Raw genomic sequence first — 16,026 nt, 5'->3', positions numbered from 1 at the left:
GAGCCTAGGCGAGGTGCCGAGTGGTGGGGCAAGAGCGTTTTGCTTACTTTTGCGCTGTTCAAAAGTGAGCCGCTGTAAGAGCGGAACCAATACCAGCCATCACCCAAATAACGGATATACACCCAAAACACACTGAGGCAACCTGTCACGCGGCAAAAGACCACGCCTTGCTCTCGCGAAAATGGGACTACTCTTTCAGCAATGCTTGACCCAGATCAAAACCTTCGCCGGGATTGCTCTGGCGGCCGCAAGGCCAGAATCCCTGCGTGGTTGGTCATAAAAAGAAACGAATTTGAATTCGCCACACTCCATATCCGTGGGGGCAGTGGGTGCAGGCCTCCAGCCAGCATTCGGTATTACCTGACAGAGGAAGACTTATGTTCGGTTTGGAGGCGCTAGATCTCGCCCGAATTCAATTCGCGTTCACCATCTCATTCCATATCCTGTTCCCGGCCATCACCATCGGCCTGGCCAGTTACCTTGCGGTGCTGGAAGGCCTGTGGCTCAAGACCCACAACGACACCTACCGTGACCTCTACCATTTCTGGTCGAAGATCTTTGCCGTCAACTTCGGCATGGGCGTGGTCTCCGGCCTGGTCATGGCCTATCAGTTCGGCACCAACTGGAGCCGCTTCTCGGACTTCGCCGGTGCCGTCACCGGGCCGTTGCTGACTTATGAGGTGCTCACGGCGTTCTTCCTCGAAGCCGGTTTCCTGGGGGTCATGCTGTTCGGCTGGAACAAGGTCGGGCGCAAGCTGCACTTCTTTGCCACGGTGATGGTGGCCGTCGGCACGCTGATCTCGACTTTCTGGATTCTTGCCTCCAACAGCTGGATGCAGACGCCACAGGGCTTTGAAATCATTGATGGCCGGGTGATTCCCACCGACTGGCTGGCCGTGATCTTCAACCCGTCGTTCCCCTACCGCCTGATGCACATGGCCACGGCCGCGTTCGTCGCTACCGCGTTCTTCGTCGGCTCCTCGGCGGCCTGGCACTTGCTGCGCGGCAAGGACAACCCGGCGATCCGCACCATGCTGTCGATGGCAATGTGGATGGCGCTGATCGTTGCGCCGATCCAGGCGGTCATCGGTGACTTCCACGGCCTGAATACCCTCAAGCATCAACCGGCGAAGATCGCCGCGATTGAAGGCCACTGGGAAAATATCGGCAACGAGCCCACGCCGCTGATCCTGTTCGGCTGGCCGGACATGAAGGCTGAAAAAACCAAGTTCGCGGTGGAAATCCCATACCTGGGCAGCCTGATCCTGACCCACTCCCTGGACAAGCAGGTGCCGGCCCTCAAGGAGTTCCCGCCTGAGGATCGTCCGAATTCGACCATCGTGTTCTGGTCGTTCCGGGTCATGGTGGGCCTGGGCTTCCTGATGATCTTCACCGGCCTGTTCAGCCTCTGGCTGCGCCGTGGCGACAAGATGTACACGTCCAAGCCGTTCCTGTACCTGGCGCTGTGGATGGGCCCGTCCGGCCTGATCGCGATTCTCGCCGGCTGGTTCACCACCGAGATCGGCCGTCAGCCGTGGGTGGTCTACGGGCTGATGCGCACGGCGGACGCTTCGTCCAATCACAGCTTTGCGCAGATGAGCATTACGTTGGTGTTGTTTGTGGTGGTGTACTTCGCGCTGTTCGGCGCGGGCCTGGGCTACATGATGCGCCTGGTGCGCAAAGGGCCTGTGACCCACGAAAGCACCGAGCCCACCCACGGTGGCCCTGGGCAGAAACGCACACCGGCGCGTCCGTTGTCGGCGGCTGATGACAGTGCCGATGCCGATCACGGCGACACCTTGAACAAGGGGAACTGAGCCATGGGTATTGATCTTCCGCTGATCTGGGCCGTGATCATCATCTTCGGCATCATGATGTACGTGGTCATGGACGGCTTTGACCTGGGGATCGGCATTCTCTTCCCGTTCATCCCGGGCAAGAGCGACCGTGACGTGATGATGAACACCGTCGCCCCCGTGTGGGACGGCAACGAAACCTGGCTGGTACTCGGCGGCGCGGCGTTGTTTGGCGCGTTCCCGCTGGCCTATTCGGTGGTGCTCTCGGCGCTGTACCTGCCACTGATGCTGATGCTGATCGGGCTGATCTTTCGCGGCGTGGCGTTTGAGTTCCGCTTCAAGGCCAAGGACGACAAGCGTCACCTGTGGGACAAGGCCTTCATCGGCGGCTCGCTGGCAGCGACGTTCTTCCAGGGCGTGGCGCTGGGGGCGTTCATTGATGGCATCCCGGTGGTCGACCGGCAGTTTGCCGGTGGCTCCCTGGACTGGCTGACGCCGTTCACGATGTTCTGCGGCGTGGCCCTGATCGTGGCGTATGCGCTGCTGGGCTGCACCTGGCTGATCATGAAGACCGAAGGCAGCTTGCAGGAGAAGATGCACAACCTGGCCCGGCCCCTGGCCTTCGTGGTGCTGGCGGTGATCGGTATCGTCAGCCTCTGGACGCCGCTGGCCCACCCGGAAATCGCCTCGCGCTGGTTCACCCTGCCGAACCTGTTCTGGTTCCTGCCGGTGCCGATCCTGGTGTTGGTGACCATGTACGGCCTGATTCGCGCCGTGGCCCGCAATGCGCACTACACGCCGTTCCTGCTGACGCTGGTGCTGATCTTCCTTGGCTACAGTGGCTTGGGGATCAGCCTGTGGCCGAACATCATCCCGCCGTCAGTTTCGATCTGGGACGCCGCCGCACCGCCGCAAAGCCAGGGCTTCATGCTGGTGGGCACCTTGTTCATCATTCCGTTCATCCTGGGCTACACCTTCTGGAGCTACTACGTGTTCCGCGGCAAGGTCACCCACGAAGACGGTTATCACTAGGAGGATTGACTCATGTCCGGCAAACCTTCGTTGCACGACATCGAACAGGCCGAGAAAAAGCCGCTCTGGCAGCGCCTGGGCTGGCTGGCGATGATCTGGACCGGCAGCGTCCTGGCCCTGTTCGTAGTGGCCAGCCTGATGCGCATGTTCATGAATGCCGCGGGCCTGACCACCCACTGACATCCCGTTGTAACTATTGCCCTCCTTCATGGAGGGCTTTTTTATTTGCGCGCCTTGAGGACCACGAACTTCGGCGTGGTCGCCACTTGCTCGACGCCACGGAACAACCGCGCCAACTTGGTGTGATAACCCAAGTGACGGTTGCCGACGATGTACAGGGCGCCGCCCACCACCAACGCTTCCCGCGCTTGCTGGAACATGCGCCAGGCGAGGAAGTCTCCCACCACTTGCTGCTGGTGGAATGGCGGGTTGCACAGCACCACATCCAGTGATTGCGGCTCCTGATCGGCCAGGCCGTCGCCGGGGCGAATCAGCACGTCACGTTCGCCCAGCGCCGCGCGCCAGTTCTCGGCCGCCGATTGCACCGCCATATAAGACTCGTCGACCAGCGTGTACTGCGCCTCGGGGTTTTGCAGCGCGCTGGCAATCGCCAGGACGCCATTACCGCAACCCAGGTCGGCTACGCGGGCGCCGCCCAGGTTTTGTGGCAGGTGCGGCAGGAAGGCCCGGGTGCCGATGTCCAGGCCTTCGCGGCAGAACACGTTGGCGTGGTTGAGCAGTTCGATGGCCGGGGTTTCCAGGCTGTAGCGCGTAGGGTAGGGCGATACGGCGTGTGGCCGATCGGCCAGGGTGGCGATCAGCAGTCGGGCCTTTTTTACCGCCAGTGAGGCGTGCATCGGGCCGATGTAGCGCTCCAGCAGTTCGCCGGCAGCCCGTGGCAGGTGCTTGACCATCGCCCCGGCAATCACTTCGGCGCCGGGTGCCAGTTGACCTTGCAGGCGAATCAATTGTTCTTCGAGCAGGGCCAGGGTTTTCGGCACGCGGATCAGTACGCGGTCGAACGGCCCGGCAGGTGTCTGGCTGGCGGGCAGGAACGTTACCGCGTCGAAAGCCTTGCCGTTGCGCGCCAGGTTTTTCTCCAGGCCCAGGGCGCCGAGGAACGAGTCACCACTGGAGGTGACCCGCACATGCCCTTCGAGGCTGGCCGCCAGCGCGCCGAAACTGTCGTTGAGCACGAGTACGCGGGTCGCCGTCGTCAGCTGTTGTTCCGCCAGGTAGCTGAGCAAATACTCATCGGCTGCATCAAACGCTTGCAGCGGGTCGTTGTGCTGTTCTGGCTGACGGATCAGGTCGAGTTGGGCAAAGGGGCTGTCGAGCAGGGGCATGGCGGGTGAGACTCTGGGTAAGCGAACCATCGGGGTGAGCGGCGACGCGAGGCGCATCAGGGGCTCGCGTCATCACCCGGAACTGGCCGCAAATGTTACGTTTTTTTCCCCTGGATTACATGCGGTGTTTAAAACAGCCCGCATTTGACTGCCGTGATCACTGCGGCAATCTTGTTACTGACCCCCAGTTTCTTCATCGCACTGCTGATATGGAAGCCGACCGTGCGTTCGGACAGGCACAGGATGGTGGCGATGTCCGAGGCGGTCTTGCCCAAGGCCGACCATTGCAGGATTTCGGTTTCCCGCGGGGTCAATTTGCTGGGCGCTTGCGGGCTGGGATTGTCTGCGTATTTTTTGGCCACCACCGCGTGCATGGCGTGGCAAATCCAGAGCACTTGCCCGGCTTTTTCATAGAGTTCTTCAGGGCCCACTGGGCCGGTGGCACGCCCCAGGCTCAACATGCTGAAAACACCCTGGAAGTCATGAACCGATTGGGTCCATCCGAAATTCAGTCCGTTGGACTGGGCATGGGTCCATAAGTCCGGTACCGAAGAAAAGGTTTTCTCGTCCCATACGATCGGTAGAACCGAGCGTTTGCAATGCGCAACCACAGGGTCGAGATCAAAGTAGTGCTCTTGTCTGTACAGCGTATTCCATTCATTGGAATAGTTGTTGAGGTTGATAGTTTTCGTTTGGTTGTTGGGTAGATGGGAACTAAGGGTGAATGCGCAGTATTGGAAGCCAAGCTCGTAGGTAAGGTTGAGGGCAGCTTCGTACATACTGGTTATTTCGCTTTCCCCTTCGAGTTTGGGCAGGCGAGTGTTGTGCCAGTTGACCATCGGTAACTCTCCATGCGAACGGTTTTTACATGGGGTACTTCCAAGGCCCCCGGTTACAACGTGAAAAAATAGTGTAGGACAACGGCTACAGCTCGAAATAAAAATTTGGTTATGTTCAAGCGGGCGTTAGGCCAATAACATTTGTACAACCTGGCTACGGTGTACAGGTTTCAGGCGTTCGATAAGATTTTTTTCCATTAGTTTTAAGAACTTGCTCTAAATGCGCCTTGTTAGTATTTAGTTACACTCCCTCATCTAATGGCTTGTTGGAAGGCGACTAATAGCCAAATATTTAGTACCGCCCAGCGGTTGCCACAATGGGCAGCGGCAATGCCAGCACAAACCATCGGTGTTTCCAGGCGGCGCTTTGGGGGACACTAGGGGCCTCTGCAAATGGAGTTTCCCATGACGGCCAGTGCTGAAAAATACACCCGCCAGACCCTGCTCGACGTGAAATCGCTGACTCCCAGCCTGTTTACCCTGCGTACTACCCGAGACCCTGGTTTTCGTTTTCGCGCCGGACAATTCGTGCGTCTTGGGGTGACCAAGGCCGATGGCAGCATTGTGTGGCGTGCTTATTCGGTGGTGTCCTCGCCCTTTGATGAATACCTGGACTTCTTTTCCATCGTGGTGCCGGGCGGTGAGTTCACCAGTGAGCTGAGCCGCCTGCGCGAGGGCGATACCTTGCTGGTGGAGCGCCAGGCCACGGGCTTTTTGACCCTGGACCGGTTTGTGGATGGTCGCGATCTGTGGCTGCTGGGCACCGGGACCGGTATTGCGCCGTTTCTCTCGATCCTGCAGGACTTCGAAGTGTGGGAGAAATTCGAGCGGATTATCCTCGTCTATAGTGCCCGCGAAGCAAGGGAGCTGGCTTACCAGTCGTTGATCCATGAACTGGGCGAACGTGAGTACCTGGCAGAATACGCCCACAAGCTCACCTACATTCCCATTGTCACCCGCGAGCAACATCCGGGCGCGCTGAACGGTCGGATTACCACCCTGATCGAGAACGGCGAATTGGAGCGCGCCGCAGGCATCGAGCTGACCCCCGAGCATTCCAGGGTGATGATTTGCGGCAATCCGCAGATGATCGACGACACGCGTCAGTTGCTGAAACAGCGCGACATGCAACTGAGCCTGACCCGCCGTCCGGGGCAGGTCGCGGTAGAAAACTACTGGTAAAACAAAGGCGCCCTGCAGGCGCCTTTACTTTTTGCCGAGCTTACTCGGGCTTGCTGTTCTGTGCCTTGAGCAGATCGCGGATCTCCCCCAGCAGCACTTCTTCCTTGGTCGGGACCGGCGGCAGGCTAGGTGCCACGGCCTCTTCACGCTTCAGGCGGTTGATGGCCTTCACGCCCATGAAGATCGCAAACGCAACGATCACAAAGTCGATCACGCTCTGGATGAACTTGCCGTACGCCAGTACGACGGCAGGCGCATCGCCCTGGGCGGCTTTAAGCGTTACGGCCAGGTCGCCGAAGTCGACACCCCCGATCAACAGGCCGATAGGTGGCATCACCACGTCGCCTACAAAGGATGAAACAATTTTGCCGAAGGCGGCGCCGATGATAATACCGACCGCCATGTCGACCACATTACCTTTGACCGCGAAGGCCTTGAACTCACTTAACACGCCCATAGGTTATTCCTTGTTACAGATGAGGAGGTAGAAGCCAGTGTAAGACAGTGTGGCGAGGCTTGCTCGACACAACTGCTAACAGTGTCCGTTTTTATCGACACATTAAATCGCAAATAGTTTGCAAAGTGCCACCAATCGCGCGCGGAATACCCGCTATTTCAGTGGGTTACCACACTATTTTCTTTATCGGGGTGGTACGGCTTTTCTATTTATCTTCTGACTCGCGGGTCACTAGCCTCTGGCAAGCACAACTCAATGTGCACTAAAAAAACCAGAGGATACCTCGATGAAAAACCCTATTAGCCGCGGGCCTATTTCTGCGCGACAGGTGCTGTTTGCAGTGAGCGCCAGTCTTCTTTCGCTGTCCGTACACGCCGCCAACCTCACGCGCGATAATGGCGCGGCGGTCGGTGACAATCAGAACTCGCAAACCGCCGGTGCGAATGGCCCGGTCCTGTTGCAAGACGTGCAACTGATCCAGAAGTTGCAGCGCTTTGATCGCGAGCGTATTCCGGAGCGCGTTGTGCACGCCCGTGGCACCGGCGCTCACGGTACTTTCACCGTCACCGATAACCTCAGCGACCTGACCAAGGCCAAGGTGTTTGCCGCCGGCGAAGCCACGCCGGTATTTGTGCGCTTCTCTGCGGTCGTTCACGGCAACCATTCGCCGGAAACCCTGCGTGACCCGCGCGGCTTCGCCACCAAGTTCTACACCGCCGAAGGTAATTGGGACCTGGTCGGTAATAACTTCCCGACGTTTTTTATTCGCGATGCGATCAAGTTTCCGGACATGGTTCACGCCTTTAAACCAGATCCGCGCACTAACCTGGACGATGATTCCCGTCGCTTTGACTTCTTTTCCCATGTTCCGGAGTCCACTCGTACGTTGACCGAGTTGTACTCGGACTCCGGTACTCCAGCCAGTTACCGGGAAATGGACGGTAACGGTGTACATGCCTACAAGTTGATTAACGCCAAGGGCGAAGTGCACTACGTCAAGTTCCACTGGAAGAGCCTGCAAGGCATCAAGAACCTCGATCCTAAACAAGTGACTGAAGTACAGGGCCGTGACTACAGCCATATGACCAATGATTTGGTCACGCACATCAATAAGGGAGACTTCCCCAAGTGGGACCTGTATGTGCAAGTGCTGAAACCGGAAGACCTGGCCAAGTTTGATTTCGACCCACTGGACGCCACCAAGATCTGGCCGGACGTACCGGAGCGCAAAGTCGGGCAGATGGTGCTGAACCGCAACCCCGCCAACGTCTTCCAGGAAACCGAGCAAGTCGCCATGGCGCCGGCCAACCTGGTGCCGGGCATCGAGCCGTCGGAAGACCGCCTGCTGCAAGGCCGGGTGTTCTCCTATGCCGATACGCAAATGTACCGCCTGGGGCCAAACGCCCTGCAACTGCCGATCAACGCACCCCGGGTGACCGTCAACAACGGTAACCAGGACGGCGCGATGAATTTCGGCAAGACCACCACTGGCGTGAACTACCAGCCAAGCCGCCTGCTGCCACGGGAAGAGCCGCAAACCGCGCGGTACAGCCAGTCGGCCCTGTCGGGCAGTACCCAGCAAGCGAAGATCCAGCGTGAGCAGAACTTCAAGCAGGCCGGCGACCTGTACCGTTCGTTCAACAAGAAAGAGCGTCAGGACTTGATCGACAACTTCGGCGGCTCCCTGGCCACCACCGATGACGAGAGCAAGCACATCATCCTGTCGTTCCTCTACAAGGCGGATCCGGAGTACGGCACCGGCGTGACCAAAGTGGCCAAGGGCGACCTGGCCCGCGTCAAGGCACTGGCCGAAAAGCTGACCGACTAACCGCCCACGCTCCCTGTAGGAGCCGGCTTGCCACAAGTACGCCATCGCCGGCAAGCCGGCTCCTACAGGTGGCACATCATTGAGAATTTGCCATGCGAATCTTTATAGGCGCTGTCCTTGCGTGTTTGTCGTTCAGCGTATTGGCCGAACAAGCTGCCCCGGCCGCGCTTAAGGCACAACTGCAGGATTACTACTTCGACGCCGCCCGCCGTGGCGACGTGGAAATGCTCAACACCTTCATCGAATCCGGCTATTCGCTGAACACCCAGGATGAAAAAGGCTACACGGCGCTGATTCTCGCCGCCTATCACGGTGAAAGTGCCTACGTGGACCGATTGCTCGCCGCCGGCGCCGATGCCTGCGTGCAGGACAAACGCGGCAACACCGCCTTGATGGGCGCGATCTTCAAGGGTGAGCTGAAAATCGCCCAGCGCCTGCTCGCCACCGACTGCAACCCCGACCAGCGCAACGGCGCCGGACAAACGGCGGCCATGTATGCCGGGCTGTTCAAGCGCGTGGAACTGCTGGATGAACTGAAAGCCAAGGGCGCCGATCTGAATGCCGAAGACCCGATCGGTAACAGCGCTTCACGTTTGGCCAGCGGTGAAATCCGTACCCCGGCGCCGCGCTGAGCTATCATCGCGGTTTTTCGGTTGGAGGTTCTCAAATGGCAAAGGCCAAGCGCATGTATGGCTGCACGGAGTGCGGCGCGACCTTTCCCAAGTGGGCCGGCCAGTGCACGGAATGCGGTGCGTGGAACACCCTGACCGAAACCATGATCGAAAGTGGTGGCGCCGTGGCCCCCAGTGGCCGTTCCGGCTGGACCGGGCAACAAACCCAGATCAAGACCCTGGCCGAAGTCAGCGTCGAAGAAATCCCGCGTTTCTCCACCGCTTCCGGTGAACTGGACCGGGTGCTGGGCGGCGGCCTGGTGGATGGTTCGGTGGTACTGATCGGCGGTGACCCGGGCATCGGTAAATCCACGATCCTGCTGCAAACCCTGTGCAGCATCGCCAGCCGCATGCCGGCGCTGTATGTCACCGGCGAAGAATCCCAGCAGCAGGTGGCCATGCGTGCGCGCCGCCTGGGCTTGCCTCAGGACCAACTGCGGGTGATGACCGAAACCTGCATCGAAAGCATCATCGCCACCGCGCGCCTGGAAAAGCCCAAGGTGATGGTGATCGATTCGATCCAGACGATTTTCACCGAACAACTGCAATCGGCACCGGGTGGCGTGTCCCAGGTGCGGGAAAGTGCCGCGCTGCTGGTGCGCTATGCGAAACAGAGCGGTACGGCGATTTTCCTGGTGGGCCACGTGACGAAAGAAGGCGCGCTGGCCGGCCCACGAGTGCTGGAACACATGGTCGACACCGTGCTGTATTTCGAAGGCGAGTCCGATGGGCGGTTGCGTTTGTTGCGGGCGGTGAAGAACCGTTTTGGCGCAGTCAACGAGCTGGGTGTGTTCGCCATGACTGACCGGGGCTTGAAAGAGGTCTCCAACCCGTCAGCGATTTTTCTTACCCGTGCCCAGGAAGAAGTCCCGGGCAGCGTGGTGATGGCAACGTGGGAAGGCACCCGGCCGATGCTGGTGGAAGTCCAGGCGCTGGTGGACGACAGCCACTTGGCCAACCCGCGTCGTGTCACCCTGGGCCTGGACCAGAACCGGCTGGCGATGTTGCTGGCGGTATTGCACCGCCACGGCGGCATTCCCACCCATGACCAGGACGTGTTCCTCAACGTGGTGGGCGGGGTCAAGGTGCTGGAAACCGCGTCTGACCTGGCGTTGATGGCGGCGGTGATGTCCAGCCTGCGCAACCGGCCGTTGCCCCATGACTTGCTGGTGTTTGGCGAAGTGGGCCTGTCGGGTGAAGTGCGCCCGGTGCCCAGCGGCCAGGAGCGCCTGAAGGAAGCGGCCAAGCATGGCTTCAAGCGCGCCATCGTGCCCAAGGGCAATGCGCCGAAAGAAATGCCACCGGGGCTGCAAGTGATCGGGGTAACGCGCCTGGAGCAGGCGCTGGATGCCCTGTTCGAATAGTCGCCAGCCACACATCCCCCTTGTGGGAGCCGGGCTTGCCCGCGATGGCGGTGTATCAGCTGATTGATATGCAAACTGACACACCGCCATCACAGGCAAGCCAGCTCCCACATGTTCAGGTCTCCAGCAAGGCGGCGAATTCCCGCTCCAGTTCTGCCTGATCGCCCAGGTTCAGCTCGATTATCCGCCGCAGGTGGCTGATGGAGTCGAGGTCGATGTGTTCGCACACAAAGCCGAGCTGCCCATGATCGTCGTGGGTCAGCCGCACCTGCATCTTCACGTCGGTCTCGGCGTCGAGATGAATGTCCACATCGAACGATTCGTAGCGATGGCCGTGCCATTCTTGCGGCCGTTGCACCAGCAAGCCCTTGAGCGACAAATCTACCAATTGCACCGGCCAGACACGGCCGTCTTGCGTGAGCTCGGTCCTGGCGTCGAAGGCAATGCGTCGGAAACGGCGTCGGTCTGAAGGCTGTTCGCTCATGGTGAAACCCTCTGTGGATAAAGGAATTGTAGCCGTGCGCCATCATGGGGCGGTTTTTTCTGCTTTTTTCGCCCCGGCAAGGCTCTAGACCAACGTAGGGGGGTGGCCTTTAAGGCCAGTAGCGCTAAACTCGGGATGGCTGTCTTTCTGTCCACCCTGGCTGGAATATAAAAATGAAAAATAATAATAGCCTGCTACGCCATCTACCCTGGCTGCTGCTGGCAATCGTAGGAGCGTGCGCCCTGGGCGTAGTGGCCTTGCGCCGCGGCGAGGCGATCAACGCCTTGTGGATCGTGGTCGCAGCAGTGGCCATTTATCTGGTTGCTTACCGTTACTACAGTCTGTTCATCGCTAACCATGTGATGCAGCTCGATCCACTGCGGGCTACCCCCGCTGTGCTGAACAACGACGGTCTGGACTATGTGCCGACCAACAAACACATCCTTTTTGGTCACCACTTCGCGGCAATCGCCGGCGCAGGGCCTTTGGTCGGCCCGGTACTGGCGGCGCAGATGGGCTACCTGCCCGGCACGTTGTGGCTGATCGCCGGCGTGGTGCTGGCCGGGGCGGTGCAGGACTTCATGGTCCTGTTCCTGTCCACTCGTCGCAACGGCCGTTCCCTGGGGGACATGGTCCGCGAAGAAATGGGCCGTGTGCCCGGGACCATCGCGCTGTTCGGCTGCTTCCTGATCATGATCATCATCCTCGCGGTGCTGGCGCTGATCGTGGTCAAGGCCCTGGCCGAAAGCCCGTGGGGCATCTTCACGGTGATGGCAACCATCCCGATCGCGATGTTCATGGGCATCTACATGCGCTACATCCGCCCGGGCCGCATCGGTGAAATCTCGATTGTCGGCGTGCTGTTGCTGCTGGGTTCGATCTGGCTGGGCGGGCAGATTGCCGCTGACCCGGTGTGGGCCAAGGCCTTCAGCTTCACCGGCATCCAGATCACCTGGATGCTGGTGGGTTATGGCTTCGTGGCTGCCGTGTTGCCGGTGTGGCTGATCCTCGCGCCACGGGACTACCTGTCTACGTTCCTGAAAATCGGCACCATCATCGCCCTGGCGATTGGCATCCTGGTGACCATGCCCGACCTGAAAATGCCGGCGCTGACCCAGTTCATCGATGGCACCGGCCCGGTGTGGAAGGGCGGTCTGTTCCCGTTCCTGTTCATCACCATCGCCTGTGGCGCGGTCTCGGGTTTCCACGCACTGATCTCCTCGGGCACCACGCCCAAGTTGCTGGCCAGTGAAGGGCACGCCCGTTACATCGGCTACGGCGGCATGTTGATGGAGTCGTTCGTGGCCATCATGGCGATGGTTGCCGCTTCGGTGATCGAGCCAGGGGTGTACTTCGCCATGAACAGCCCGGCCGCGATTGTCGGCGGTGACGTGGTGGCTGTGGCGCAAACCGTCAGCAGCTGGGGTTTTGCAATTACCCCGGAAGCGTTGCAGGCGGTGGCCCATGACATTGGTGAGTCCACCATCCTGGCCCGTGCCGGTGGTGCGCCGACCCTGGCGGTGGGTATCGCGCAGATCCTGCACAGCGTCCTGCCGGGTGAAAACACCATGGCGTTCTGGTACCACTTTGCGATCCTGTTCGAAGCGCTGTTCATCCTGACTGCGGTCGACGCCGGTACCCGTGCCGGTCGCTTCATGCTGCAGGATTTGCTCGGCTCCTTCGTGCCGGCGCTCAAGCGTACCGAGTCCTGGACGGCCAACCTGATCGCTACCGCAGGTTGCGTGGCGATGTGGGGTTACCTGCTGTACCAGGGCGTGATCGACCCACTGGGCGGCATCAACACCTTGTGGCCGCTGTTCGGTATCTCCAACCAGATGCTGGCCGGTATCGCGCTGATGCTCGCCACGGTTGTGCTGATCAAAATGAAACGCCAGCGCTACATCTGGGTGACCATGCTGCCAGCCGTATGGCTGCTGATCTGCACCGTGACCGCAGGCTTCATCAAGCTGTTCGACGCCAACCCGGCGATCGGCTTCCTGTCGCTGGCCAAGAAATACAGCGATGCCCTGGCCGGCGGCCAGATCCTCGCACCGGCCAAGAGCATCGACCAGATGCAACACGTGATCTGGAACGCCTACACCAACGCAACGCTGACGGCGCTGTTCCTGTTCGTGGTCTTCAGCATCCTGTTCTATGCGCTCAAGGTCGGCATTGCTGCCTGGGGCAAAAAGGAACGTACGGATAAAGAAGCGCCATACCAGGCCATCCCGGACGCTTGATAGAGGATTGCAATCATGTTCAATGACATCAGTCGCCTCGGTAAATACCTCGGTCAGGCCGCGCGCCTGATGGTCGGCATGCCCGACTACGACACCTACGTCGAGCATATGCAAACCAAACACCCGGACAAACCGATGATGGACTACAAGGCGTTCTTCCGGGAACGCCAGGAGGCCCGTTACGGCGGCAAGGGTGGGCCCAAGTGCTGCTAGCCCGGTAGTTCGGGCTGCGGTGATCCCTTGTGGGAGCGGGCTTGCTCGCGAAGGCGGTCTTTCAGTGATGCATGTGCTGACTGACACGCCGCCTTCGCGAGCAAGCCCGCTCCCACATTTGTTTTGTGTTTCTTCAAGGAGAATTCTTTGTCCTCTCCCATTCCCGTCACCGTCCTCAGCGGCTTCCTCGGCGCTGGCAAGACCACCTTGTTGCGTCACCTGCTCAAGGCCGAGCACGGCTTGAAAATCGCCGTGATCGAAAATGAATTCAGCGACGCCGGTATCGACACCCAACTGCTGGGCAGCGAGCCGGTGCAAGTCATGACCCTGTCCAATGGCTGTGTGTGTTGCACTATCCACACTGACCTGACCAAGGCCCTGTACCTGTTGCTGGAGCGCCTGGACAGCGGCGAGATCGCGTTCGACCGCCTGGTGATCGAGTGCACCGGCCTGGCCGACCCGGCCCCCGTGGCCCAGACCTTTTTCATCGATGAAGAACTGCGCGAGCGCTACATCCTCGACGGCATCATCACCCTGGTGGATGCGGCCCACGCCGAGCACCACCTGACCCAGACCATCGCCCAGGCACAGATCGGGTTTGCCGACCGCCTGCTGGTGAGCAAGCGCGACCTGGTGGACGACGCCACCTTCGACGCCCTCAGTGAGCGCCTGACCCGCATCAACCGCCGCGCACCGATACGCGTGGTGGAACACGGCAAGATCGACCTCGCCGAACTGCTGGATGTGCGCGGCTTCAACCTCAACGCCGGCATGAGCCTGCGCCCGGTGAGCCAGGCGCCGTCCATCGACCGTATTTCCAGCCTGGTGCTGCGCACTGACCAGCCGCTGGATATCGACAAACTCAGCGAGTTCATGAACGAGCTGCTGGAAGACCACGGCAAGCAATTGCTGCGCTACAAAGGCGTGCTGAACATTGCCGGGGAAGACCGGCGCATGGTGTTCCAGGGCGTGCTGAAGCTCTACGGGTTCGATTGGGACACCGAATGGGCCGAAGGCGAAGCGCGGGAAAGTGTGATTGTGTTTATTGCTGACGAGTTGCCGGAAGAGAAGATTCGCGAAGGCTTTGCGCGGGTTTACCAATCCTGACTTGAAACGCAGTCAAAATGTGGGAGCGGGCTTGCTCGCGAAAGCGGTGTATCAGTCAGCCCATGCATCAACTGACACGGCGCTTTCGCGAGCAAGCCCGCTCCCACATTTGATGTCATTTCAAATTGAGAAAGCAGCGTTTTCAGGCATAAAAAAGCCCGGCTCTTGAGCCGGGCTTTTTGTTCAAGCTACTGCAATCAAGCGCCGTATACCGGCAGCTTCTTGCAGATGGCCTTGACCTTCTCACGAACAGAATCAATCACTGCTTCGTTGTTCAGGTCAGCCAGGATGTCGCAGATCCAGCCAGCCAGTTCCTTGCACTCTGCTTCCTTGAAGCCACGAGTGGTCACAGCCGGGGTGCCGAAGCGCAGGCCGGAGGTGACGAACGGCGAACGTGGGTCGTTCGGTACCGAGTTCTTGTTCACGGTGATGAAGGCTTTGCCCAGAGCGGCGTCAGCGTCTTTACCGGAGATGTCCTGCTTGATCAGCGACAGCAGGAACAGGTGGTTCTCAGTACCGCCGGACACTACGTCAAAACCACGCTCGATGAACACGCCGGCCATGGCCTTGGCGTTTTTCACCACTTGCTGCTGGTAGGTCTTGAACTCAGGCTGCAGCGCTTCCTTGAAGCAGATCGCTTTGGCGGCGATCACGTGCTCCAGCGGGCCACCCTGGCCGCCTGGGAATACGGCGGAGTTCAGCTTCTTCTCGATCTCGGCGTTGGCGCGAGCCAGGATCAGGCCGCCACGTGGACCGCGCAGGGTCTTGTGGGTGGTGGTGGTCACGACGTCAGCGAACGGCACCGGGTTCGGGTAGACGCCAGCGGCGACCAGACCGGCCACGTGGGCCATGTCGACGAACAGGTAGGCGCCGACCTTGTCAGCGATTTCGCGGAAGCGTGGGAAATCCAGGATCTGCGAGTAGGCAGAGAAACCGGCCACGATCATTTTTGGCTTGTGCTCAACGGCCAGGCGCTCGACTTCGTCGTAGTCGATCAGGCCGTTGCCGTCGATGCCGTACTGAACGGCGTTGTACAGCTTGCCGGAGGAGGAAACGCTGGCGCCGTGGGTCAGGTGACCGCCGTGGGCCAGGCTCATGCCCAGGATGGTGTCGCCCGCTTGCAGCAGGGCCAGGTACACGGCGCTGTTGGCTTGGGAGCCGGCGTGTGGCTGGACGTTGGCGTAATCGGCGCCGAACAGTTCCTTGGCGCGGTCGATGGCCAGTTGCTCAACGATGTCGACGAACTCGCAACCGCCGTAGTAGCGCTTGCCCGGGTAGCCTTCGGCGTACTTGTTGGTCAGAACCGAACCTTGAGCCTCCATCACGGCGGGGCTGGTGTAGTTTTCCGAAGCGATCAGCTCAATGTGCTCTTCCTGGCGCTGAGCTTCTTGCTCCATGGCGGCAAAGAGATCGGCGTCGTACTTGGCAATAGTCAAATCACGGCTGAACATGGCGGTCCTCAAGGAT

General features: G+C 59.8%; 15 protein-coding genes. 10 read left to right on the top strand and 5 right to left on the bottom strand.

What is annotated here, in order from left to right:
* The first annotated feature begins 377 nt into the window (after positions 1-377).
* Genes C0058_RS28210 through C0058_RS28200 form a run of 3 tightly spaced genes read left to right on the top strand, consistent with a single transcriptional unit; the run spans position 378 to position 3,008 of the window.
* Positions 378-1,817 carry a cytochrome ubiquinol oxidase subunit I gene (locus tag C0058_RS28210; RefSeq protein WP_008432808.1) on the top strand — a complete coding sequence of 480 codons (1,440 nt, stop codon included), beginning with the start codon at positions 378-380 and terminating at the stop codon, positions 1,815-1,817.
* 3 nt (positions 1,818-1,820) lie between these two features.
* Positions 1,821-2,828 (top strand): cytochrome d ubiquinol oxidase subunit II, encoded by a 1,008-nt coding sequence (gene cydB, locus C0058_RS28205; protein WP_102369940.1) that lies wholly within the window; start codon positions 1,821-1,823, stop codon positions 2,826-2,828.
* Between the two features lie 12 nt (positions 2,829-2,840).
* Complete coding sequence (locus C0058_RS28200; protein WP_003215809.1) at positions 2,841-3,008, top strand: DUF2474 domain-containing protein; 168 nt, start codon at positions 2,841-2,843, stop codon at positions 3,006-3,008.
* A 41-nt stretch (positions 3,009-3,049) separates the two neighbouring features.
* Here C0058_RS28200 and C0058_RS28195 read toward each other — a convergent pair whose 3' ends face one another.
* Positions 3,050-4,174, bottom strand: a complete 1,125-nt coding sequence (locus C0058_RS28195; RefSeq protein ID WP_102369939.1) for a methyltransferase — start codon at positions 4,172-4,174, stop codon at positions 3,050-3,052.
* Positions 4,175-4,302: 128 nt separating this feature from the next.
* Positions 4,303-5,013, bottom strand: coding sequence for a LuxR family transcriptional regulator (locus tag C0058_RS28190; protein WP_102369938.1), 711 nt, complete (start codon positions 5,011-5,013; stop codon positions 4,303-4,305).
* Positions 5,014-5,418: 405 nt separating this feature from the next.
* On the opposite strand from C0058_RS28190, the gene C0058_RS28185 reads away from it, so the two are divergent.
* Complete coding sequence (locus C0058_RS28185; RefSeq protein WP_102369937.1) at positions 5,419-6,195, top strand: ferredoxin--NADP reductase; 777 nt, start codon at positions 5,419-5,421, stop codon at positions 6,193-6,195.
* A gap of 40 nt (positions 6,196-6,235) precedes the next feature.
* On the opposite strand, the gene mscL is transcribed toward C0058_RS28185, so the two are convergent.
* The gene (gene mscL, locus C0058_RS28180; protein WP_003215816.1) at positions 6,236-6,652 is read right to left on the bottom strand and encodes a large-conductance mechanosensitive channel protein MscL; all 417 of its coding nucleotides are present in this window, start codon (positions 6,650-6,652) and stop codon (positions 6,236-6,238) included.
* Positions 6,653-6,938: 286 nt separating this feature from the next.
* On the opposite strand from mscL, the gene katB reads away from it, so the two are divergent.
* From katB to radA, 3 genes are all read left to right on the top strand, one after another.
* The gene (katB, locus tag C0058_RS28175; protein ID WP_003215817.1) at positions 6,939-8,480 is read left to right on the top strand and encodes a catalase KatB; all 1,542 of its coding nucleotides are present in this window, start codon (positions 6,939-6,941) and stop codon (positions 8,478-8,480) included.
* Between the two features lie 92 nt (positions 8,481-8,572).
* Positions 8,573-9,112: an ankyrin repeat domain-containing protein gene (locus C0058_RS28170; protein WP_102369936.1), complete on the top strand. Its 540-nt coding sequence runs from the start codon at positions 8,573-8,575 to the stop codon at positions 9,110-9,112.
* Between the two features lie 35 nt (positions 9,113-9,147).
* Complete coding sequence (radA, locus tag C0058_RS28165) at positions 9,148-10,515, top strand: DNA repair protein RadA (protein WP_003215821.1); 1,368 nt, start codon at positions 9,148-9,150, stop codon at positions 10,513-10,515.
* Between the two features lie 115 nt (positions 10,516-10,630).
* On the opposite strand, the gene C0058_RS28160 is transcribed toward radA, so the two are convergent.
* A complete protein-coding gene (locus tag C0058_RS28160; RefSeq protein WP_102369935.1) occupies positions 10,631-10,999 on the bottom strand; it encodes a PilZ domain-containing protein in 369 nt (122 codons plus the stop codon).
* A gap of 173 nt (positions 11,000-11,172) precedes the next feature.
* Here C0058_RS28160 and C0058_RS28155 point away from each other — a divergent pair, with 173 nt between their 5' ends.
* The 3 genes from C0058_RS28155 to yjiA all read left to right on the top strand — a co-directional run bounded on the left by C0058_RS28155 (position 11,173) and on the right by yjiA (position 14,559).
* Positions 11,173-13,239 (top strand): carbon starvation CstA family protein, encoded by a 2,067-nt coding sequence (locus C0058_RS28155; protein WP_003215826.1) that lies wholly within the window; start codon positions 11,173-11,175, stop codon positions 13,237-13,239.
* A 15-nt stretch (positions 13,240-13,254) separates the two neighbouring features.
* The gene (locus tag C0058_RS28150; RefSeq protein ID WP_003176208.1) at positions 13,255-13,452 is read left to right on the top strand and encodes a YbdD/YjiX family protein; all 198 of its coding nucleotides are present in this window, start codon (positions 13,255-13,257) and stop codon (positions 13,450-13,452) included.
* 147 nt (positions 13,453-13,599) lie between these two features.
* Entirely contained in the window at positions 13,600-14,559 is a 960-nt protein-coding gene (yjiA, locus tag C0058_RS28145; protein WP_003215828.1) for a GTPase, read from the top strand.
* Positions 14,560-14,756: 197 nt separating this feature from the next.
* On the opposite strand, the gene glyA is transcribed toward yjiA, so the two are convergent.
* Positions 14,757-16,010: a serine hydroxymethyltransferase gene (gene glyA, locus C0058_RS28140; RefSeq protein WP_003215829.1), complete on the bottom strand. Its 1,254-nt coding sequence runs from the start codon at positions 16,008-16,010 to the stop codon at positions 14,757-14,759.
* Positions 16,011-16,026 lie beyond the last annotated feature (16 nt).

The organism is Pseudomonas sp. NC02 (assembly GCF_002874965.1).
Taxonomy (GTDB): domain Bacteria; phylum Pseudomonadota; class Gammaproteobacteria; order Pseudomonadales; family Pseudomonadaceae; genus Aquipseudomonas.
Note: the sequence above shows the minus strand (reverse complement) of the source record. Positions and strands in the feature narration are given on the sequence as shown.